At 46.9% G+C, this 20,058-nt stretch carries 19 protein-coding genes and 23 tRNA genes; 30 read left to right on the top strand and 12 right to left on the bottom strand.

Annotation, left to right across the window (positions count from 1 at the left end; translation table 11 throughout):
- Positions 1–133 precede the first annotated feature (133 nt).
- Positions 134–295, top strand: a complete 162-nt coding sequence (locus M3630_RS16055) for a hypothetical protein (RefSeq protein ID WP_251252711.1) — start codon at positions 134–136, stop codon at positions 293–295.
- Positions 296–352: 57 nt separating this feature from the next.
- Here M3630_RS16055 and noc read toward each other — a convergent pair whose 3' ends face one another.
- The 11 genes from noc to rpmH form a co-directional block, all read right to left on the bottom strand.
- Positions 353–1,207, bottom strand: a complete 855-nt coding sequence (noc, locus tag M3630_RS16050; RefSeq protein WP_173612517.1) for a nucleoid occlusion protein — start codon at positions 1,205–1,207, stop codon at positions 353–355.
- An 883-nt stretch (positions 1,208–2,090) separates the two neighbouring features.
- Positions 2,091–2,381 (bottom strand): MgtC/SapB family protein, encoded by a 291-nt coding sequence (locus M3630_RS16045; protein WP_251252710.1) that lies wholly within the window; start codon positions 2,379–2,381, stop codon positions 2,091–2,093.
- A 275-nt stretch (positions 2,382–2,656) separates the two neighbouring features.
- Positions 2,657–3,373 carry a 16S rRNA (guanine(527)-N(7))-methyltransferase RsmG gene (gene rsmG, locus M3630_RS16040; RefSeq protein WP_106784225.1) on the bottom strand — a complete coding sequence of 239 codons (717 nt, stop codon included), beginning with the start codon at positions 3,371–3,373 and terminating at the stop codon, positions 2,657–2,659.
- Positions 3,374–3,384: 11 nt separating this feature from the next.
- A complete protein-coding gene (gene mnmG, locus M3630_RS16035) occupies positions 3,385–5,283 on the bottom strand; it encodes a tRNA uridine-5-carboxymethylaminomethyl(34) synthesis enzyme MnmG (RefSeq protein ID WP_221868185.1) in 1,899 nt (632 codons plus the stop codon).
- Positions 5,284–5,298: 15 nt separating this feature from the next.
- A complete protein-coding gene (mnmE, locus tag M3630_RS16030; RefSeq protein ID WP_047070294.1) occupies positions 5,299–6,675 on the bottom strand; it encodes a tRNA uridine-5-carboxymethylaminomethyl(34) synthesis GTPase MnmE in 1,377 nt (458 codons plus the stop codon).
- A gap of 292 nt (positions 6,676–6,967) precedes the next feature.
- The gene (jag, locus tag M3630_RS16025) at positions 6,968–7,597 is read right to left on the bottom strand and encodes an RNA-binding cell elongation regulator Jag/EloR (protein ID WP_007720132.1); all 630 of its coding nucleotides are present in this window, start codon (positions 7,595–7,597) and stop codon (positions 6,968–6,970) included.
- Positions 7,594–8,352, bottom strand: a complete 759-nt coding sequence (gene yidC, locus M3630_RS16020; RefSeq protein WP_285860880.1) for a membrane protein insertase YidC — start codon at positions 8,350–8,352, stop codon at positions 7,594–7,596. The genes jag and yidC overlap by 4 nt, the downstream gene beginning before the upstream one ends.
- A 38-nt stretch (positions 8,353–8,390) precedes the next feature.
- Positions 8,391–8,615 (bottom strand): membrane protein insertion efficiency factor YidD, encoded by a 225-nt coding sequence (yidD, locus tag M3630_RS16015; RefSeq protein WP_205669431.1) that lies wholly within the window; start codon positions 8,613–8,615, stop codon positions 8,391–8,393.
- 4 nt (positions 8,616–8,619) lie between these two features.
- Positions 8,620–9,000, bottom strand: a complete 381-nt coding sequence (gene rnpA, locus M3630_RS16010; protein ID WP_015894104.1) for a ribonuclease P protein component — start codon at positions 8,998–9,000, stop codon at positions 8,620–8,622.
- Positions 9,001–9,085: 85 nt separating this feature from the next.
- The gene (locus M3630_RS16005) at positions 9,086–10,057 is read right to left on the bottom strand and encodes a nucleotidyltransferase domain-containing protein (protein WP_251252709.1); all 972 of its coding nucleotides are present in this window, start codon (positions 10,055–10,057) and stop codon (positions 9,086–9,088) included.
- Between the two features lie 161 nt (positions 10,058–10,218).
- Positions 10,219–10,353 (bottom strand): 50S ribosomal protein L34, encoded by a 135-nt coding sequence (rpmH, locus tag M3630_RS16000; RefSeq protein ID WP_007720125.1) that lies wholly within the window; start codon positions 10,351–10,353, stop codon positions 10,219–10,221.
- A gap of 583 nt (positions 10,354–10,936) precedes the next feature.
- Here rpmH and dnaA point away from each other — a divergent pair.
- The 29 genes from dnaA (at position 10,937) to M3630_RS15855 (ending at position 19,755) form a co-directional block, all read left to right on the top strand.
- Positions 10,937–12,298 (top strand): chromosomal replication initiator protein DnaA, encoded by a 1,362-nt coding sequence (gene dnaA / locus M3630_RS15995; protein ID WP_017246844.1) that lies wholly within the window; start codon positions 10,937–10,939, stop codon positions 12,296–12,298.
- Between the two features lie 206 nt (positions 12,299–12,504).
- The gene (dnaN, locus tag M3630_RS15990) at positions 12,505–13,644 is read left to right on the top strand and encodes a DNA polymerase III subunit beta (RefSeq protein WP_232773742.1); all 1,140 of its coding nucleotides are present in this window, start codon (positions 12,505–12,507) and stop codon (positions 13,642–13,644) included.
- 32 nt (positions 13,645–13,676) lie between these two features.
- Entirely contained in the window at positions 13,677–13,892 is a 216-nt protein-coding gene (yaaA, locus tag M3630_RS15985; RefSeq protein WP_012683786.1) for a S4 domain-containing protein YaaA, read from the top strand.
- A gap of 16 nt (positions 13,893–13,908) precedes the next feature.
- A complete protein-coding gene (gene recF / locus M3630_RS15980; RefSeq protein ID WP_251252708.1) occupies positions 13,909–15,027 on the top strand; it encodes a DNA replication/repair protein RecF in 1,119 nt (372 codons plus the stop codon).
- Between the two features lie 11 nt (positions 15,028–15,038).
- Positions 15,039–15,326 (top strand): extracellular matrix regulator RemB, encoded by a 288-nt coding sequence (gene remB, locus M3630_RS15975; RefSeq protein ID WP_007720118.1) that lies wholly within the window; start codon positions 15,039–15,041, stop codon positions 15,324–15,326.
- On the top strand, positions 15,326–17,251 hold the full coding sequence (gyrB, locus tag M3630_RS15970) for a DNA topoisomerase (ATP-hydrolyzing) subunit B (protein WP_173612522.1): 1,926 nt from the start codon (positions 15,326–15,328) through the stop codon (positions 17,249–17,251). The genes remB and gyrB overlap by 1 nt, the downstream gene beginning before the upstream one ends.
- 218 nt (positions 17,252–17,469) lie before the next feature.
- A tRNA-Ile gene (locus tag M3630_RS15965) sits at positions 17,470–17,546 on the top strand.
- A 47-nt stretch (positions 17,547–17,593) separates the two neighbouring features.
- Positions 17,594–17,669 (top strand) — tRNA-Ala (locus tag M3630_RS15960).
- A 17-nt stretch (positions 17,670–17,686) separates the two neighbouring features.
- A tRNA-Asn gene (locus M3630_RS15955) sits at positions 17,687–17,762 on the top strand.
- 7 nt (positions 17,763–17,769) lie between these two features.
- A tRNA-Glu gene (locus M3630_RS15950) sits at positions 17,770–17,843 on the top strand.
- Between the two features lie 87 nt (positions 17,844–17,930).
- Positions 17,931–18,006, top strand: a tRNA-Val gene (locus tag M3630_RS15945).
- Positions 18,007–18,031: 25 nt separating this feature from the next.
- A tRNA-Asp gene (locus M3630_RS15940) sits at positions 18,032–18,108 on the top strand.
- A 35-nt stretch (positions 18,109–18,143) separates the two neighbouring features.
- Positions 18,144–18,219 (top strand) — tRNA-Phe (locus M3630_RS15935).
- Between the two features lie 14 nt (positions 18,220–18,233).
- Positions 18,234–18,309 (top strand) — tRNA-Thr (locus M3630_RS15930).
- A gap of 47 nt (positions 18,310–18,356) precedes the next feature.
- Positions 18,357–18,441 (top strand) — tRNA-Tyr (locus tag M3630_RS15925).
- An 18-nt stretch (positions 18,442–18,459) separates the two neighbouring features.
- Positions 18,460–18,534, top strand: a tRNA-Gln gene (locus M3630_RS15920).
- 8 nt (positions 18,535–18,542) lie between these two features.
- A tRNA-Lys gene (locus M3630_RS15915) sits at positions 18,543–18,618 on the top strand.
- 32 nt (positions 18,619–18,650) lie between these two features.
- A tRNA-Leu gene (locus tag M3630_RS15910) sits at positions 18,651–18,737 on the top strand.
- 8 nt (positions 18,738–18,745) lie between these two features.
- A tRNA-Gly gene (locus tag M3630_RS15905) sits at positions 18,746–18,821 on the top strand.
- Positions 18,822–18,827: 6 nt separating this feature from the next.
- Positions 18,828–18,901: transfer RNA gene (locus M3630_RS15900), tRNA-Arg, on the top strand.
- A 32-nt stretch (positions 18,902–18,933) separates the two neighbouring features.
- Positions 18,934–19,010: transfer RNA gene (locus M3630_RS15895), tRNA-Pro, on the top strand.
- A gap of 16 nt (positions 19,011–19,026) precedes the next feature.
- Positions 19,027–19,108, top strand: a tRNA-Leu gene (locus M3630_RS15890).
- A gap of 7 nt (positions 19,109–19,115) precedes the next feature.
- A tRNA-Gly gene (locus tag M3630_RS15885) sits at positions 19,116–19,189 on the top strand.
- A gap of 8 nt (positions 19,190–19,197) precedes the next feature.
- Positions 19,198–19,286: transfer RNA gene (locus M3630_RS15880), tRNA-Ser, on the top strand.
- Positions 19,287–19,311: 25 nt separating this feature from the next.
- A tRNA-Met gene (locus tag M3630_RS15875) sits at positions 19,312–19,388 on the top strand.
- 1 nt (position 19,389) lies between these two features.
- Positions 19,390–19,463 (top strand) — tRNA-Trp (locus M3630_RS15870).
- Positions 19,464–19,492: 29 nt separating this feature from the next.
- A tRNA-His gene (locus M3630_RS15865) sits at positions 19,493–19,568 on the top strand.
- Between the two features lie 20 nt (positions 19,569–19,588).
- Positions 19,589–19,662 (top strand) — tRNA-Arg (locus M3630_RS15860).
- A gap of 8 nt (positions 19,663–19,670) precedes the next feature.
- Positions 19,671–19,755 (top strand) — tRNA-Leu (locus M3630_RS15855).
- Positions 19,756–19,804: 49 nt separating this feature from the next.
- On the opposite strand, the gene M3630_RS15850 is transcribed toward M3630_RS15855, so the two are convergent.
- The coding region (locus M3630_RS15850) for a hypothetical protein (RefSeq protein WP_251252707.1) at positions 19,805–20,058 on the bottom strand (254 nt) is incomplete at its 5' end.

Genomic DNA, 20,058 nt, shown 5'->3' with positions numbered 1-20,058 from the left:
TTACAACTTTCTTCGTTCGTTGCCATTCTGTTACCTTTACATGGCCTGTACACAATAAGATGAAAAAAGCCTCTGAAAGTTATCCTCATTGATTATCGAGCAAACCAGCAGTATGCACAGGTTGGTACTCTCCATGTTATCAGATTTGCAGCTTGGTCGTACGCTGTTTTTTTTAGATAGTGAGACAAAAAAGCCTGATTTTTGTCCCAAAAATGCAGATTTCCCTAGCTTTTTCACGAAAAATGCTTATTTCTGGAAATTTAATCGTGCAGAAAGCATCATTTTCTATAAATAATCAGCATTTGCCCAAAAAGAAAGGCGACAATGTCGCCTTTTTGGTTACCATCTACATTTATTTCCCTGTTTCCTTGTTTTTCGGAATACGAATGGTGAATTGATAGAATTCATCATGGTCTTCTTCCGCTGTCTCTACAGGCAGGCCCGTCTGGATCACCATATCGATCGATTGCCGAACGGTATTAATCGCAATTCGCGTATCCCTTGAGAATGCTTTCCAGCGAGGCTTCGCATCTTTTTCCGATTTTGGGTTCTCAGCCAATTCTAGCAGCTGCTTCACACGTACTTCCGTCTGTTTCACATTCCATTCCCGCTCCAAAATCTCCAGCAGGACTTTATTTTGTAATTCTGGATCTTTTAACGGAATTAGAGCCCTTGCATGACGCTCTGTAACTTGTCTGGACAACAAGGCATCTTGAATTTCTTGCGGTAAATGGAGCAAGCGCAGTTTGTTTGCGATTGTCGATTGTCCTTTGCCCAAACGCTGAGCAAGACTCTCTTGCGTCAAATTGTGCAAATCAATCAGCTTTTGATATGCGACTGCCTCTTCAATGGCTGTCAAACCTTCTCGTTGCAAATTCTCAATTAATGCGATAGAGGCTGTTTGCGAGTCATTAAACTCTTTGACAATCGCAGGAATCCTCTCCATGCCCAATTTTCTAGTTGCGCGCAAACGTCGTTCCCCGGCAATCAATTCATAACGACCATCGCGAACCCGCACGACAATCGGTTGAATGAGCCCATGAGTTCGTATCGTTTGACACAACTCATCAATTTTCTCGTCATCAAATACAGTTCGAGGCTGATATGGATTCGGTACGATCTCCTCAACTGGTATTTGTTTGATTTCTTCGTTCTCTGTCTTGTCCGTCAAGCCAAAAATCCGAGAAAATGAATCTTTAACTGCCATAGAAAAATCCCCCACTTCTACCCGTTCCATCCGTGCTATTTTTAAGTCTTTGAAGAGGTGTTCAAAAAGTCATTTTTGATCACGAAGAAATCCTGAAAAATTGCGCAACAACGAAACAAGCGTTACCTTCGAAATCCAGGTGCTCATGTAGCTCCCCTACATTCCGCTCCTCCTTTTTCAGCTTCTCGCCGCCTTGTTGGTGCTGATAAGACAACTTTTTGAATACGTCCTTGAAACTGAAAAAGGTCCTGTCCAATCAACGACAGAATCTCCCTCGAAACATTTTGTATCCCTCGCCCATCCATTGTCCGGATATGACAGATTGAATATGTTCTTTGATTGTTGCTGCTAAGGAAAAATGGCATATTGGCGTCGTAAGTGAGTCCAGTCCTACTCTTTTAACATAGGTCCTCCTCTTACATCGTTAGAGACAGCATGCAGCTACTTTTAAAAAAGCTTCACAAGCCCTATAGTACATACTGATTAACAGACTCTTCTTGCCCATCCGGTCGGTTTGTAAAATTGCCTTTGACCTAATCTTCTTTCCCTACACGCTTTCTTCAGGTTCATTTATATATATGTAATTCTGCAAGATTCGCCCAATTCCTGCTAACAAAAAACGTTTCACGTGAAACATCAATTGTGATTTTCGTAAAATAACCTCTATCGAGGACCTTCTCATGGACGAGCGACCGCATTTTTGCGGAAAGTTATTATGCGCTCCGGAATTCTTGAGTGTACTGCTTATAAAATTCCTATACGTTCATAAAAATCGTGATGATCACGGTGCTTTGTCGTCTCTTCACTTCCCATACTCATCGGTAGGATGTGAAATCTTGGTGACGGTAAAACAAGCGAGGAAAATGTCTATGAAGGTCTAACGTCAGGTACGAAAAAATCGCGGCAACGATCGCAGCACTATCATCTCTGTACTGAACATTAGACAAATGACTGATGCAACCCACATCCCTGCTGCCGTCGTCAAGCCTTTCACTCTACCATTGGCTCCAGCTCCCAAAAATCCCATGCCTGTGACGACTTGTGCAGCTATCCTCCCCGTATCATGATTTACGCCACTCGAAGAAATACCATAAATGGAAGCTAGCCCAAAAAGACACGAACCAAAGCATACGAGACTATACGTTCGAAAACGAGCACCTCTTTGCCTACTCACATCTTTTATGAATCTCTCTCGCTCCTATCCCATGATGGCTCCTGCTATAAAGGCTAGAAAGAGCCGAAGCAATATGGGTGGAAATTCTGGCGAAAAAAAGGAGGAAAGTACTGTTTTTCGAAGGAGCTAGTACTATGCATATGCCGAGTTGTAGACTCCATGATACAAGACGCAAATCTGAGAGAATTCATCAGGAACAGGCAGTTTCATTTAAACTTTCAACACGAAAAAAAGGACCGCAGCACGTGGCTACGACCCTCTCTTATCATTGACTCCTACACTAACGGCTTTTTCGCAGGAACCCCTGCCTTGCGCGGATAGCTTTTCGGCGTCGCTTCTATTTTTTCCATGATGACGATATTACGCTCTCCCGCTTCCTCTAAAAGCTGGAATGTCTCGACCTTTCTCGTTTTTCCACCGAGGGTCTTGATTGCCTTCTTCGCTTCAGCAAGCTCTGGAGTAATCTCCGCTCCCTTGAGAGCGACGAAGTGTCCTCCGACTTTGGCAAAAGGAAGGCAGAACTCCGACAACAAATTGAGTCTAGCAACAGCACGTGCCACTACGAGATCAAATTTCTCCCGATAAATCGCTTCTTGCCCACGATCCTCTGCACGCCCATGTACAGGATTCACGTTCTCCAGACCCAGTTCCTGTGCTACATGCTGCAAAAAGCTCATACGCTTGTTCAAGGAATCAATGATTGTCATTTTCAGATGTGGGAAGCAAATTTTCAAAGGAATGCTCGGAAAGCCTGCGCCCCCACCGATATCAACAACTGATTGCACCTGGTCAAATGGAAAGTAAAAAGCCGGCGTAATCGAATCATAAAAATGCTTGTTGTACACTTGACCTTCTTCAGTAATCCCGGTCAGGTTCATCTTCTCATTCCATTCCACCAGTAGGCGGAAAAAATGATCAAACTGCTCCTTCTGACGATCCGTCAAAGAAATCCCCTGGGCTGCAAGTACCTCGGCAAACTGTTCTTTCGTCATAGCTTTTCTCCTTACTCGGCTACTCCCACGCGTTTGTACTCCAGATATACCATCAACACGGAAATGTCTGCTGGAGTAACCCCTGCGATACGAGCCGCCTGCCCGATGTTCAACGGACGAATTTTGGTCATATTGTCGCGGGATTCCTTGGACAAACCGGAGATTTGGTGGTAGTCAATATCTGTTGGGATGCGGCGCTCCTCCATTTTTTTCATCCGCTCTACTTGTTGCAATGACTTTTTGATGTAGCCATCGTATTTAATCTGGATTTCAACCTGTTCCGTTACATCCTCTGGCAGTGCTTCGGGTGCAGGGACCATTTGAGCAATGTGGCTGTAGTTGATTTCCGGACGACGCAGCAATTGAGCCAGCTCGATGACATCTGTCAGTTCAGGGGAGCCTGCGTTGCGCAAAACCTCTTGAACATGTGCCATTTCAGGACGTACACGCGTGTTTGCCACACGTTCTTTTTCTTGCTCAATCAGCGCGCGTTTTTGGTTAAATCGCTGGTAGCGCTCATCGCTAATCAGACCAATTTCATGGCCGATATCTGTCAGGCGCAAGTCCGCATTGTCATGACGCAGCAGCAAGCGATATTCTGCACGAGAAGTAAGCAAACGATAAGGTTCATGCGTTCCTTTCGTAACCAGGTCGTCAATCAAAACGCCGATGTACGCCTCTTCTCGTCCCAAAATGACGGGTGGTTTTCCTTGAACGCGGCGTGCTGCGTTAATCCCTGCCATGAGACCTTGACCCGCTGCTTCTTCATAACCAGAGGTACCATTGATTTGTCCTGCTGTAAACAAGCCAGGCAAGATTTTGGCTTCCAAAGAAGGCCAGAGCTGCGTCGGCACGATTGAATCATACTCAATCGCATAGCCAGGACGCATCATTTTGACTTCTTCCATTCCAGCCATGGAGCGCAGCATAGACAGCTGAACATCCTCCGGCAAGCTGGTCGACAAGCCTTGTACATACATTTCTTCGGTATTGCGTCCTTCTGGCTCCAAGAAAATTTGGTGACGCGGCTTATCATTAAAACGAACTACCTTATCTTCAATCGAAGGGCAATAACGCGGGCCGGTTCCTTCAATCATTCCCGAATACATAGGGGCACGATGCAGATTGCTATTAATGAGTCCATGAGTTTCTTCATTTGTATATGTCAGCCAGCAAGGCAGCTGGTCCATAATAAATTCCGTTGTTTCATAAGAAAAGGCGCGCGGTACCGGATCACCAGGCTGAATCTCCATTTTGGAGAAATCCACACTGCTGCTATGAACACGCGGTGGCGTCCCCGTCTTGAAACGTGTCATTTCAAAACCGAGTTCCTTCAAATGATGTGCCAGACGAATGGACGGACGCATGTTGTTCGGTCCACTTTCGTATTGAAGATCCCCGAGGATGATCTTTCCGCGCAAATAGGTTCCGGTCGTCAATACAACGGATTTGGCCATGTATCGCGCTCCAGTTTGTGTGATAACCCCTTCACAAACTCCATCGTTTACGATCAGCTCTTCCACCATCGCTTGACGCAGGATCAGATTCGGAGTATTTTCAATCGTTTTCTTCATTTCATGCTGATACGCAAATTTGTCTGCTTGCGCGCGCAAGGCATGCACTGCAGGTCCTTTCCCTGTATTCAGCATCCGCATTTGGATATGGGTTTTGTCGGTATTGCGTCCCATTTCTCCACCAAGCGCGTCCAATTCGCGTACGACGTGGCCTTTTGCCGGACCACCTACGGAAGGATTACATGGCATGTACGCCACAGCGTCCAGGTTGATCGTCAACAGCAATGTACTGCAGCCCATACGTGCAGCCGCCAATGCCGCTTCCGCACCGGCATGACCCGCACCAATGACAATGACGTCAAAAGAGCCCGCTTCATATGCAGGTACAACGTTCATTTTTTATCCTCCTAATCACTTACCCAGACAGAACTGGGAGAAAATCTGGTCAATCAAATCCTCGCCGACGCTTTCTCCAATGACTTCACCAAGCAGCTCCCACGACTTTTTAATGTCGATCTGAATCATGTCTACTGGCATCAAATCATCGATTCCACCCAGCGCTTCATCTATGGCTCGTTCCGCCTGACGAAGCAGTTGAATATGTCTAGCGTTGCTCACATAGGTCAAGTCATCCTGCTGCACACGACCACTGAAGAATATCTCCCCAATCGCCTGCTCCAGAAGATCGATCCCCGTTTCCTCACGCGCTGACGTCATAATCAACGGCTGCTGAGGGAAATGACGCTTGATCTCTTCCAAATCCACTTTTTGTGGCAGATCGAATTTATTAACAATCACAATAACATGGAACCCTTTAGCCGCTTCAAAAATCGCGTAATCATCAGCAGAGAGAGGCTCGTTGTAGTTGATCACGAGCAACACAAGGTCAGCCTTTTGCAGCAGCTGTCTGGACTTCTCTACTCCGATTTTCTCCACGATGTCCTCTGTATCGCGAATTCCTGCGGTATCGATGAGTCGCAAAGGAACCCCGCGCACATTGACATACTCTTCGATGACATCGCGTGTCGTTCCCGCAACGTCAGTCACAATCGCCTTTTCCTCTTGGACCAGACTATTTAATAGAGAGGATTTCCCTACATTCGGACGCCCAATAATCGCGGTCGACAAGCCCTCACGCAAAATTTTTCCTTGCTGTGCGGTCTGCAACAGTCGCTGGATTTCACCTTTAACCTCCAGGCACTTTCCTCGCAAGAAATTTTGTGTAAACTCCTCGACATCATGCTCTGGATAGTCCAATGTTACTTCTATATGGGCCATAGCTTCAATCAAGTTTTGGCGCAGCTGCCGAATGAGCCTGGACAGCTTCCCTTCGACTTGATTCAATGCGACCTTCATCGCTCTGTCTGTCTTCGCCCGGATCAAATCAATGACGGCCTCAGCCTGAGACAGATCGACACGTCCATTTAAGAACGCACGCTTCGTAAACTCACCAGGCTCCGCCAATCTTGCTCCATTATCCAAGATTAACTCCAGAACCTTTTCAACGGAAACAATTCCTCCGTGACAGTTGACCTCCACTACATCCTCCCTCGTAAATGTACGGGGAGCCTTCATTACGGAAACCAGTACCTCTTCCACTCGTTCACCTGTGTTTGGCTCATACAAGTGCCCATAATGGATCGTATGGCTGTCCACAGTGGACAACCGCTGCTTTCCTTTATATATCTTATCCACAACTTCGATCGCTTCCGTACCACTTACCCGGATCACGGCAATACCGCCTTCACCCATCGGTGTTGCGACCGCCGCTATTGTATCGAATTTCATGCTGTTCACCTCAAGCTTTCCACTCTTACAAGTCAGCCACTAACTTACTAGCATAACAGATCGTCTGGAAAAATTCCAAAAGAAAGTGCAGCCAATCCATCTATATGCCCAAACACCCAATAGGAAAAAGCAACCCTCTCTCCAAGGTTGCCGTCCATTTTGGTTATCCACAGTATAATCATTTTCGCAAATCCTCAACCATTTGGTCAATTATCCACAGTGGACAACTTTTTGAGAGAGATTATTCAATATGTCGTCGCTTGCTTCCTTACATTCAGGCAAAAAAAGAAGCCTAGCGAGAGGCTTCTTTCGGTGCAATCACGATATAACGATTTGGCTCGTCTCCTTCACTGAAGGTAACCACATCCGCTCTCTTTTGCAAGAAGGCGTGGATTACTTTCCGTTCAGCAGCAGACATTGGTTCCAGACGTACATCCCGTTTGGTCGATAACGCTTTTTTCGCCACACGATCTGCGAGCTGCTCCAATGTTTCCTTGCGACGCAGCCTGTAATTTTCGGCATCCAGAGTGATACGTACATGTTTGTCCGCATGACGGTTCGCTACGACGTTTACGAGATACTGTAATGAATCAAGAGTTTGTCCCCTGCGGCCAATAATGATTCCCAGATTGGTTCCCTGGATGTCAAACAGCATGCCTTCTTCATTTGTACGCGTCTCCACTTTGGCATTCACCTTCATGTTCGACAAAACGTCTTGAAGAAAGTCACGTCCCTGTGCAACCGGATCAAAGTGAAATTCTACTTGCACTTTAGCGTCCTTTGCCCCAATCAGTCCAAACAACCCTCTGCTTGGTTCCTCCAGAACTTGGATCGTTGCCCGCTCACGCGGCACTCCCAATTCCAGTAAAGCTTTTTGCACAGCATCGTCGATCGTTTTTGCCGTAGCTACCACCTTTTTCACTTGGAGGCTCCCCCCTTAGGAGTTGGCATATTTCCTTTGTCACGATACAGGAAGTAGGTTTGTACAATGGTAAACAGGTTACCGTATACCCAGTACAGAGACAGCGCTGATGGCAATGTGACAGCAATCGCCAAAATCATCAGCGGCATCATGACGATCATCATTTGCATTTGTGGATTCCCTTGTGTTGCCTGACCCATCATCTTGGACTGCAGGTACGTCGTAATCGCCGCAATGATTGGCAAGATGTAGTACGGGTCCTTTTGTCCCAGCGTCAGCCACATGAACGTTTGCGAATTAATCTCGGTTGTACGGATAATCGCATGGTAGAACGCGATCAAAATCGGCATTTGTACCAACATTGGCAAGCATCCAGCCAACGGGTTGACACCGCTCTTCTGGAACAAAGCCATGGTTTCCGCTTGCGCTTTTTGAGGATCATTTTTGTACTTGTCACGGATTTTTTGCATCTCCGGTTGAATCTCTTGCATTTTCTTGGAGCTCTTGATTTGCTTGACCATCAATGGAAGCACAATGATTCGAATGATGATCGTTGCAACCAGGATACCCAGACCGTAGTTGTTTCCGAGTATCAATGCGCTCTCTTTAATTAGCCAGGACAGTGGATAGACAAAATACTTGTCCCAAATGCCGGTTGCGTCAGGGCCAATTGGTGCTGCAGCTTGGGGGTTACAGCCCGACAAAACTAGAACCAGCATAGTCAGCATAAGAATGCTGAGTGTACGTCTACTCAAGGGTGATCCTCCTTTTCCCCGCTTCAATTGAGGTAATCTTATTTGTGCTGATCCGGGACTGGATCATACCCGCCCGGGTGGAACGGATGGCATTTCAAGATGCGACGAAGGGCCAACCAGCCTCCCCTCCACGCTCCAAATCGGCGAATCGACTCGATTGCGTAGTGAGAACAGGTGGGCGCGAATCTGCATGAAGGTGGTTTATACGGAGAAATCATCAGTTGGTATCCCCGAATCAACCAAACCATGATCTTCACCATCATCGTTTCACCCTCTTTTTCCATCTCTTTTTCCATTATGTACGGGTGCCTGTTTGATCACTTTGGCTCGCTTCATCACATGTAACAGAGATTGCTCAATGGCTTCAAGCGTCATCGCTTCCACACCCGGACGGGCGATGATGACGAGATCGAGACCGACTGGAATATCAGACTCCATTCGAGCTACTGCTTCGCGTATAAGCCGCTTGACTCTATTGCGGACAACAGCATTGCCAATTTTTTTACTGACGGAAATTCCAGCACGAAAAGCCGCTTGTCCCTCTTGCTTTGCTGAATACAAGACAAACTGCTTATTAGCAGCAGAACTTCCTCGTTGAAACACAGCTTGGAATTGCTCATTTTTTTTGAGCCGGTGTGAACGATGCAAGGTAAACAACCCCTAACATCACAATTATAGTAGAAAACGTAAACAGCATCTACCAGTATATCCTTGTTTCGTCCACTTTTTTCCCCTAACAGTCAATTTCCGCGATGATTTCTGCACTGGCATGACGTAAATGAGCGAGCAATGGCCCATCCGCTTGGAAAAAGCCCAATTTTTGAAGGGACAAGGAAAGCTCGGCAGGCAGATCCGCCCAATGATTTTCCAGCCATTCATCAGAATCCACACTTTGATATAACCAGATCGCCTCTGAAAATAATAAAAACCCGGCCATATCAAGCTGATTTCTCTCCTGCAATCTCTGAACCTTCCTCTTTACTAACCAATCATTTTCAGTCGCCAGTACAAACTCGATCCCCTCATTTATTGACCGTAGATGGGCCCGATAGTCCGCCAATACCATGAGTGCATCCTGTACATCCTGAATACCCCGGTATGTCTCCTGAAAAAAGCCATCCATACCGTCCGACCGTCCTGCTTTCTGAACCAACTGATACAACTGTGCATCACTCAATGAATCCCCCTGGAAGACGGCACTCATTTGCAACGCCCCTATCCATCCTGCCCATGCAGCCAAATAAGCGGAGTAAGGAAAGCCTTCCCTTAAGGCAGCCTGCGCCTCTTCATGGAACGAATCTACCTCCGCTTTTGCCTGTGCAAACATTTTCTCTTTTCCAGCCGGGGAATCCATATAGGCACACATGTCATTCATCCAGGAAGTGAAACGATCCTCCGGGTCTAGCATCACCTTTGCTTCCTTTAAGTAACGCCATGCCCACGGATTCTCGTATACTTCTTCATCTGTAGGAGCAGATTGAACCTGCAGCTGTATTACATGACCTCTAAACAAACGATTTTCACAGGAAAGATCATCTTCTCCCTCCACAAAGATGTGTAAATCAAGGTCGCTGTATGCGTCCGCTTCTCCCCTCCCGACAGATCCACCAGCATAGGCACATACCAAGCTGGCTAGAGGCCATTCATCAAGAAACTCTCGCGCCAACGATACAAAAAAGTCGGTTACATCCTTGCTTTGCTCCATCGGCCTCCTCCTGTCTCTTCAATAAATAGTAGGATTTTCGGTAGCTAGGTAACGATTATCCCTCAAAAGGTTTCCACATCGGAGAGAGCCTTCCTCTTTTTATAAGAACAAAGAATTTTCAGACATATGTAGGCAAACAAAAAGGCCACTGAAAGTGTGGCCTAAGCGGAAAGAACTTTTCTACCTCTTTGACGACGAGCAGCCAAAATTTTACGGCCATTTTTTGTGCTCATGCGCTTACGGAATCCATGATCCTTTTTGCGCTTGCGGTTGTTAGGATTGAAAGATGGTTTCATTACGTATACACCTCCGTCTTGCAAAGACATTCTTTTGCATTATAAGAACATATGCCTAAAAAGTCAAGCAACAGTGGAATTTCATTACCAAGGAAAATATCCCCATAAAACTATTTCCCGGGTCTGTGGATATCATTTTATCCACAAAAACAGCTTTCGACAAGTTTATCTACAGCTTGTACACAAAATATAGGGATGTGAATATGTGGCGAGTACCAGAAGTTGTGTTTGTGGATAAGTATGAAAAAACCATTGATACCACGCTTTATATCTGTTATTATGTTTTTGTTTTGAAGCGTGAATAACTCCGATACGTGAATCGGTTTTTCCACAGGGTGTGGATAAGTTTGTGGACAGATTCTTTCCTATGTGTATGTCGTTACTCACAGGATTGAGGATAACCGTCTGCTTTTTTTCACTTCTACGAGCGGAATCCCTATATTTCGACTTTTTTTATCCACAGTCGTTACATACGGCTGTGTTGACAATTAAGTCACAACATAGCAGGTTTTTGCACTTTTTCTCGATCATGATGGATCGGTCTTCATCAATTTTTCGGATGGCCCAGAGGGAGGGATTCTGGTTGGATGCAGCGATTAGCGAACTATGGCGCAAAGTACTCGCCAAGATAGAAAAATCGCTAAGCAAACCCAGTTTTGATACCTGGCTGAAGGCGACAAAGGCAACTACTTTAGAAGAAGATGCACTGATTGTCGTCGCACCAAACGACTTTGCTCGTGATTGGCTAGAAACCAGGTACGCACAACTGATTACCGATACACTATATGAAGTGACGGGTATCAATATGAAAGTAAAGTTCGTCGCGATGCAAAATCCTGATGCGGCTTTTGCCGACGAACAACCTGCCCCACGGGTGAAAATGAGCGAACCGCCAACAGTCGCGGATGACCAGCCACCCAGTATCTTAAATCCCAAATACACCTTTGACACGTTTGTCATCGGCTCAGGGAATCGATTCGCTCACGCCGCATCACTTGCGGTTGCTGAAGCTCCTGCGAAAGCTTACAATCCCCTCTTCATTTACGGAGGAGTCGGACTTGGCAAAACCCACTTAATGCATGCAATTGGCCATTATGTCATTCAGCACAACCCATCGGCGAAAGTGGTCTATTTGTCGTCTGAGAAATTCACCAATGAATTCATCAACTCTATTCGTGATAACAAAGCCGTCGAATTCCGCAATAAATACCGGAGTGTTGACGTTCTTTTAATTGATGACATTCAGTTTTTGGCAGGCAAAGAGTCGACACAAGAAGAGTTTTTCCATACGTTCAATGCCTTGCATGAAGAAAGCAAACAAATCATCATCTCCTCCGATCGGCCTCCTAAGGAGATCCCGACACTGGAGGATCGCCTCCGCTCACGCTTCGAATGGGGGCTGATTACTGATATTCAGCCGCCAGACCTCGAAACGCGGATTGCGATTTTGCGCAAAAAGGCGAAAGCAGAAAATCTCGATATCCCTAATGAGGTAATGGCGTACATTGCCAACCAGATCGACAGCAACATCCGCGAGCTGGAAGGCGCACTGATTCGTGTCGTTGCCTACTCCTCCTTGATTAATCGCGATATCGACACGCAGCTGGCAGCGGAAGCACTGAAAGACATTATTCCTTCCTCCCGCCCACGCGTGATTACCATTATGGACATCCAACGAACGGTCGGAGAAGCGTTCAGCCTGAAACTAGAAGATTTCAAGGCGAAAAAACGGACAAAAACCGTCGCTTTCCCCCGTCAGATTGCGATGTATCTCTCCAGAGAGCTGACGGATGCCTCCTTGCCGAAAATCGGTGATGAATTTGGCGGCCGTGACCATACGACAGTCATCCATGCCCATGAGAAAATCTCTCGTGCACTGGCAAATGACCCTCATATGCAAACAACCATTCAGTCGCTCATTGAAAAGTTAAAAGCAAACCATTAAACCTGTGCATAACGCAAAAAGCCTATACACAACTTACCCACATGTGTATAGGCTCTCTTTTACGTAATGGACCCACATATCCACAAATCCACAGGCCCTATTACTACTTCTGTTAAAAAGATTTATCCTAATAAGTTATGATAAAGGCGCAGCCATTATGCAGATTCCAACCAAAATAATGGCGCCGGAGAGGGAGGCTCACGTCGATGCATATTACCGTTCAGCGTGAAAAGCTGTCGAACGCCGTATCGCATGTTAGCAAAGCAGTTTCTAGCAGAACTACGATTCCAATTTTGACCGGGATTAAAATCAAAACGGATGATGAAGGTTTGACACTGACAGCAAGCGATTCTGATGTGTCTATTGAAGTTCAGATCCCGATGGAAGAAGCCGGAGAATGGGGAGTTACCGTACATCAACCTGGTAGCATTGTGTTGACTGCACGTATTTTTAGTGAAATCGTACGCAAACTGCCAAGCAATGAAATCGATATTCAAGTGGATGATCGTCTCGTAACCAAAATTCGTTCCGGACAAGCTGAGTTCACCATTAACGGAATGGATGCCAGCGAATATCCACAGCTGCCGCATCTGGAAGAAGATAAAGTCTTCAGTGTTCCCTGTGATTTACTGAAGGCAATGATTCGTCAGACTGTTTTTGGTGTTTCCACTTCCGAGATGCGTCCGATCTTGACCGGTTTAATGTGGTCGCTTGATCAAGGCAAATTGCGTTTTGTGGCAACCGACAGCCATCGCTTGGCTAGTCGTACCGCAATGGTCGAATGCCCAGAGGATCTTTCTTTCCACAACGTGGTTGTTCCGGGTAAAAGCTGCAATGAATTGGTAAAAATATTAGATGACGACCAAAATCTCGCGGATATCGTTGTTGCGGACAATCAAATCCTGGTGAAGTCCAAGCATATCCTGTTCTATTCCCGTCTCTTGGAAGGAACCTATCCGGACACGACCAGAATTATTCCACAAGGAAGCAAAACGGAGATCACTGTGAGCACCAAGGAGTTTTTGCAATCCATCGAGCGCGCTTCCTTGTTGAGCCGCGAAGGCAAATCGAACGTAGTCAAGCTCGTTACGATGCCTGATGGAACCGTCGAAATTACGTCCAATGCACCTGAGATCGGGAAAGTAACGGACATTTTGATGCCAAAAGCAATGAATGGCGAAGAATTGAAAATTTCCTTCAACGCCAAATACATGATCGATGCGCTGCGTGCAATCGATAGCGCAGAAATCAAAGCGAGCTTTAGCGGCCCGATGAGTCCATTTGTGATTCGTCCGACCGATCATGACTGGATGCTCCATTTGATTTTGCCGGTTCGTACGTACTAAAATGTTTTTACGTAAAAGAAAGGAGCCAAGCCATGCGTGAGGTTTCCATAAGCACAGACTATATTGCTCTCGGCCAATTTTTGAAGCTGGCTGAAATCATTGACACGGGGGGAATGGCCAAAGCTTTTTTGGCTGAGGTTCCGATCCAGATTAATGGAGAGCTGGACAACAGACGTGGACGCAAGCTATATCCTGGCGATGAAGTGGCGATTGAAGGCTATGGTCGCTATCAAGTGGTACGCCCCTGAGAGGAGAGCGTGATTCTTGTTTCTCAAGAACCTGTCGCTAACCAATTATCGCAACTACGAAACGATGTCCCTGTCGTTTGACGGTCCCATCCAGTTGTTTATTGGCAACAACGCTCAAGGGAAAACGAATGCTCTCGAATCGATCTATGTTTTGGCACTCGCCAAATCCCACCGAACGCCCCGCGACAAGGAGCTAATTTCCTGGGATGCCGATTATGCCACGATCCGTAGCGATGTTCTTCGTCGCTACGGTTCTGTTCGTTTAGAGCTGCAGTTGACAACCAAGGGAAAGCGGGCCAAAATCAACGGAATGGAACAGCAGAAGCTGAGTGCCTATGTGGGGGCATTGAATGTCGTCATGTTTGCACCCGAGGATCTTTCCATTGTCAAAGGCGCACCTGCCCAGCGCAGACGCTTCATCGATATGGAAATCGGTCAGGTTTCACCTACGTATCTTTATTATTTGAGCAATTACAACAAAGTGCTGGCCCAGCGAAATCAGCTTTTAAAGGATTTGGCCATGAAAAAAAGTAACTCGCTGGAAATGCTGGCAATTTGGAATACCCAATTAGCCGATTTAGCGGTAAAATTGTTACGGAAGCGTTTTGAGTTCATTCGGAAGCTGGAGAAGTGGGCACAGGAAATCCACACTGGCATTACCGATGGCAGGGAAAGACTTTCTTTGCATTACGTTAACTCATCGCCCGTTACAGAAGAGATGACGATAGATCAAGCTGTAGATAAAATGCTTGCTGCCTACGAAGAGGTTCGCGACCGGGAAATCATGCGGGGGAACACCCTTATTGGGCCACACCGTGATGATTTTTCACTTAAAGTGAACAACATGGATGTGCAAACGTATGGTTCCCAGGGACAGCAACGCACCAGTGCGCTGTCCATTAAATTGGCCGAAATTGAGCTGATTAAAGAAGAAGTGGGAGAATACCCCGTTCTGTTGTTGGATGATGTCTTGTCAGAGTTGGATGAACATCGGCAAACATTGCTGCTCGAAACCATTCAGGATCGAGTACAGACGTTTGTAAGTACCACAGGTGTGGAAGGCTTAAAGCATCAGGTTCTCCAGCAAGCCTCTCGTTTTTACGTGAGGGAAGGGAAAATCTCCGGAGAAAGGTAGGGGGTACAGGGATGTTTATTCACATTGGTGGAGATACTGTGGTGAGCACGAAGGAAGTTATTTCCATCCTCGATCATCAGACTGTGAAATCCTCAAAAATCAATAAAGCGTTCTTACTTGAAAAAAGTAAAACAGTTGTTGACCATAGTGAGGAAGAAACGAAGTCTTATGTAATCACCCAGAACGCCATTTACTGTTCACCTATTTCTTCTCTGACGCTGAAGCGACGCGCTCAGTTCGTGGACAGCTTGGATCAGTTTCCCTTTGTACAAGCTGAAGTGGAGGAGTTGACAGAGTAGTGGATCAAGTGACGACGAAAGATACAAACTACGATGCGAGTCAGATTCAGGTACTGGAAGGGTTAGAGGCAGTTCGGAAACGTCCCGGCATGTACATCGGGTCGACCAGCAGCCGAGGTTTGCATCACCTGGTATGGGAGATTGTCGACAATGCCATTGACGAGGCGCTGGCCGGTTATTGCGACGAGATCTTGGTGGTCATTCATCCAGACAACTCCGTATCTGTAACCGATAACGGTCGAGGAATCCCGACTGGCATTCATGAAAAGACCGGGAAATCCACTGTTGAAACCGTTTTGACTGTATTGCACGCCGGTGGTAAATTCGGCGGTGGCGGATACAAAGTGTCCGGTGGTCTTCACGGGGTCGGTAGCTCGGTAGTGAACGCGCTATCCGAATGGATGGAAGTCGAGGTTAAACAAAATAACCAGATATACTACATGCGCTTTACAGTAGGCGCACCGGATGCCGATCTTGCTGTCGTAGGCGAGACCGATGAAACGGGAACAAAAGTAACCTTCAAGCCCGACCCGACTATTTTTACCGAAACAACTGTATTTGAGTACGAGATTTTGCAAAAACGTATTCGCGAGCTGGCGTTCCTGAACAAAGGATTGCGCATTACGCTGAAGGATACACGCCCAGATCAGCAGAAGGAAGAGTCCTTCCACTACGAGGGCGGTATCATCCAGTTCGTAGAATACTTGAATAAAAACCGGGAAGCCCTGCATGATGATGTGATTTATTGCGAAGGGGAAAAAGAAGGTCTTGTCGTGGAGGTTGCCCTTCAGTACAACGACAGCTATGTGAGCAACATCTACTCTTTTGCCAATAACATCAATACGCATGAGGGGGGTACTCACGAAACCGGATTTAAAACAGCTCTTACGCGTGTTATCAACGACTACAGCCGCAAGTTTAACTTCCTGAAGGAAAAGGATCCGAATCTTTCCGGGGACGATGTGCGTGAAGGTATTACCGCGATTATCTCCGTAAAAATTCAAGAGCCTCAGTTTGAAGGACAAACAAAAACGAAGCTGGGCAACTCGGAAGCGCGTAGCATTACCGAGTCTGTCTTTGGTGACCGTTTTAACACCTTTATGGAAGAAAATCCGGGTGTAGCCAAAAAAGTTGTGGAAAAAGCGCTCATGGCATCTCGTGCCCGTGAGGCAGCTCGAAAAGCACGTGAAATGACTCGTCGCAAGAGTGCCCTGGAAGTAAGTGCTTTGCCGGGTAAACTGGCGGACTGCTCTTCCAAGGACGCATCCGAATCTGAACTGTTCATTGTAGAGGGTGACTCTGCGGGCGGTTCTGCAAAGATGGGACGCGATCGTCATTTCCAAGCCATTCTTCCTCTTCGCGGGAAGGTATTGAACGTAGAAAAAGCACGTTTGGACAAAATTCTCGGCAACAACGAGATCCGTGCTATTATTACGGCTTTGGGAACAGGTGTCGGTGAAGACTTTGATATTTCAAAGGCACGCTACCATAAAGTCGTTATTATGACGGACGCCGACGTCGACGGATCGCATATCCGTACGCTTCTGCTGACGTTCTTCTTCCGTTACATGAAACAGTTGATCGAAGCGGGGTATATTTATATTGCGCAGCCGCCTCTTTACAGCATCAAGCAAGGGAAGACGCTGCACTATGCTTATACCGACAAGCAGCGTGATGAGGTTCTCGCTACCTTGAAGGCACAACCGAAGCCAAACGTCCAACGCTATAAAGGACTAGGTGAGATGAACGCGGATCAATTGTGGGAGACTACAATGGACCCAGAAGTTCGTACGTTGCTTCAGGTAGATCTCCAGGATGCTATGGATGCCGATATGGTGTTTGAGACACTGATGGGTGACGAAGTAGAGCCTCGCAGGGAGTTTATTGAACAATACGCAGCAAATGTACGCGATCTTGATATTTAATTGCGACGAAGAAAAGCTTGTCCTTTACCGGGCAAGCTTTTTTCTTAATGAAAATTTAAAAACACATTTGAAATATATGATGAACTGACTTATAATAGATTGTGCTTTTGTTAAACTCGTCTTTCACAAAAAAGTTCACCCACGCAATAAAAAAATATCAAATTTTCTATTGCAATGAACTTAAAAGTGTGATAGATTAAAGTTCCGGAAGTAATTACGGGCCTATAGCTCAGTTGGTTAGAGCGCACGCCTGATAAGCGTGAGGTCGGCTGTTCGAGTCAGCCTAGGCCCACCACCACTTACATAGCTGGCATGGCAACTGTGTCATGAAAGCATTAGAATGGGGCTGTAGCTCAGTTGGGAGAGCGCCTGCCTTGCAAGCAGGAGGTCATCGGTTCGATCCCGTTCAGCTCCACCATTCTAAAACATCATCATTCCTCGGTAGCTCAGTTGGTAGAGCAATCGGCTGTTAACCGATCGGTCGGCGGTTCGAGTCCGTCCCGAGGAGCCATTCAAATGGCCCGTTGGTGAAGCGGTTTAACACAGCAGCCTTTCACGCTGTCATTCAGGGGTTCGAATCCCCTACGGGTCACCTAGCAAAACGCCCTGATAATAAGGGGCCCCAACAAAGTACTCGGAATATGCTTCAAAGCATTGACGTCACTTTGTTGGGAATAGCGGAGGCTTAGCTCAGCTGGGAGAGCATCTGCCTTACAAGCAGAGGGTCGGCGGTTCGATCCCGTCAGCCTCCACCACTTTTAACAACTGAATGTTTTACATGGAGCTGTGGTGAAGTTGGAGTTCACGCCGGTCTGTCACACCGGAGGTCGCGGGTTCGAGTCCCGTCAGCTCCGCCATTTTTCTCAAGCGATGGCGAAACAATTACGCTTGAGGCTCGGTAGCTCAGTCGGTAGAGCAGAGGACTGAAAATCCTCGTGTCGGCGGTTCGATTCCGTCCCGAGCCACCATTTATACCAAGCACGCCGGTATAGCTCAATTGGTAGAGCACCTGACTTGTAATCAGGGGGTTGTGGGTTCAAGTCCTATTGCCGGCACCACTTTTTCTTTGAAAGCTGAATAAGGTTTGCTTTTGAAGGACAAGCTTGGGGAGATAGTGAAGTGGCTAAACACGGCAGACTGTAAATCTGCTCCCTCCGGGTTCGGCGGTTCGAATCCGTCTCTCCCCACCATCTTTACTTCATGGCTATTGGGGTATAGCCAAGCGGTAAGGCAACGGACTTTGACTCCGTCATTCCTAGGTTCAAATCCTAGTACCCCAGCCATTTTTCGAGAGCCATTAGCTCAGTTGGTAGAGCATCTGACTTTTAATCAGAGGGTCGAAGGTTCGAGTCCTTCATGGCTCACCAGTTTTTAAAAAGCGAGAGATTGAATTTTAAATGCGGTCGTGGCGGAATTGGCAGACGCGCTAGATTCAGGTTCTAGTGGTGGCAACACCGTGGAGGTTCAAGTCCTCTCGACCGCACCAATAAATATGCGGACGTAGCTCAATTGGTAGAGCGTCGCCTTGCCAAGGCGAAGGTCGAGGGTTCGAGACCCTTCGTCCGCTCCATAACATGTGCCCTTAGCTCAGCTGGATAGAGCGTTTGACTACGAATCAAAAGGTCGGGAGTTCGAATCTCTCAGGGCACGCATCTTCATTTTAAAAAGTGAAGAACGATAATCGGGAAGTAGCTCAGCTTGGTAGAGTACTTGGCTTGGGACCAAGGGGTCGCAGGTTCGAATCCTGTCTTCCCGACCATGTTTCAAATGAATATGCCGGTGTGGCGGAATGGCAGACGCGCGCGACTCAAAATCGTGAGGGAAACCGTGGGGGTTCAAGTCCCTTCACCGGCACCATATTCAAGCGGGTGTAGTTCAATGGTAGAACTCCAGCCTTCCAAGCTGGTCGCGTGGGTTCGATTCCCATCACCCGCTCCATATTTTGCGGAGGGATACCGAAGTGGTCATAACGGGGCGGTCTTGAAAACCGTTAGAGTGCAAGCTCACGGGGGTTCGAATCCCTCTCCCTCCGCCACTTCTTTTTATTACGAGATAATCATGGCGGCGTAGCTCAGATGGCTAGAGCGTTCGGTTCATACCCGAAAGGTCGGGGGTTCGATCCCCTCCACCGCTACCATAGGGGCATAGTTTAACGGTAGAACGAAGGTCTCCAAAACCTTTGGTGTGGGTTCGATTCCTACTGCCCCTGCCAAGGAACATTTTTAAAACGCATACATTATGGCGGTCGTGGCGAAGGGGTTAACGCACCGGATTGTGGCTCCGGCACTCGTGGGTTCAAGTCCCATCGATCGCCCCATTTTTTTATAACTACAATATGTCTCAGTAGCTCAGCTGGATAGAGCATCCGCCTTCTAAGCGGACGGTCGGGAGTTCGAACCTCTCCTGAGACGTTTTACATGCGGTCGTGGTGGAATTGGCAGACACACCATCTTGAGGGGGTGGCGGGGCGACCCGTGCGAGTTCGAGTCTCGCCGACCGCACCATTAATTTCAATGAGGTTAAAAAATCTCTTGATTAATGAAAAGAAATGTGTTATATTAAAAATCTACTCACGAAACACCTAAGTTTAATTGAGTAGAAAAGATCACATAAAGCTAAAAAAGTTGTTGACTTTGAAAGTTGAATGTGATAAACTAAAGATCTGCGCTGAACATAGCGTAAAAATGCTCTTTGAAAACTGAACAGCGAAAGCGTTAATGAGTCTATCATTAAATGATTTGCCAGCTTTGAACCAGTAACAAACTTTATTGGAGAGTTTGATCCTGGCTCAGGACGAACGCTGGCGG

The sequence above is a fragment of the Brevibacillus sp. MER 51 genome (genome assembly GCF_023714195.1).
GTDB lineage: Bacteria > Bacillota > Bacilli > Brevibacillales > Brevibacillaceae > Brevibacillus.
The sequence above is the reverse complement of the archived record's forward strand: the minus strand, read 5'-3'. Positions and strand labels throughout refer to the sequence as shown.

Bases quoted from the DNA above. Each gene is read 5' to 3' on its own strand.
- noc (WP_173612517.1), bottom strand. From the start codon at position 1,207: ATGGCAGTTAAAGATTCATTTTCTCGGATTTTTGGCTTGACGGACAAG.
- rsmG (WP_106784225.1), bottom strand. From the start codon at position 3,373: ATGACGAAAGAACAGTTTGCCGAGGTACTTGCAGCCCAGGGGATTTCT.
- yaaA (WP_012683786.1), top strand. From the start codon at position 13,677: ATGCGTGAGGTTTCCATAAGCACAGACTATATTGCTCTCGGCCAATTT.
- M3630_RS16055 (WP_251252711.1), top strand. From the start codon at position 134: ATGTTATCAGATTTGCAGCTTGGTCGTACGCTGTTTTTTTTAGATAGT.
- yidD (WP_205669431.1), bottom strand. From the start codon at position 8,615: ATGATGGTGAAGATCATGGTTTGGTTGATTCGGGGATACCAACTGATG.
- remB (WP_007720118.1), top strand. From the start codon at position 15,039: ATGTTTATTCACATTGGTGGAGATACTGTGGTGAGCACGAAGGAAGTT.
- mnmG (WP_221868185.1), bottom strand. From the start codon at position 5,283: ATGAACGTTGTACCTGCATATGAAGCGGGCTCTTTTGACGTCATTGTC.
- M3630_RS16005 (WP_251252709.1), bottom strand. From the start codon at position 10,057: ATGGAGCAAAGCAAGGATGTAACCGACTTTTTTGTATCGTTGGCGCGA.
- dnaN (WP_232773742.1), top strand. From the start codon at position 12,505: ATGCATATTACCGTTCAGCGTGAAAAGCTGTCGAACGCCGTATCGCAT.
- mnmE (WP_047070294.1), bottom strand. From the start codon at position 6,675: ATGAAATTCGATACAATAGCGGCGGTCGCAACACCGATGGGTGAAGGC.
- rpmH (WP_007720125.1), bottom strand. From the start codon at position 10,353: ATGAAACCATCTTTCAATCCTAACAACCGCAAGCGCAAAAAGGATCAT.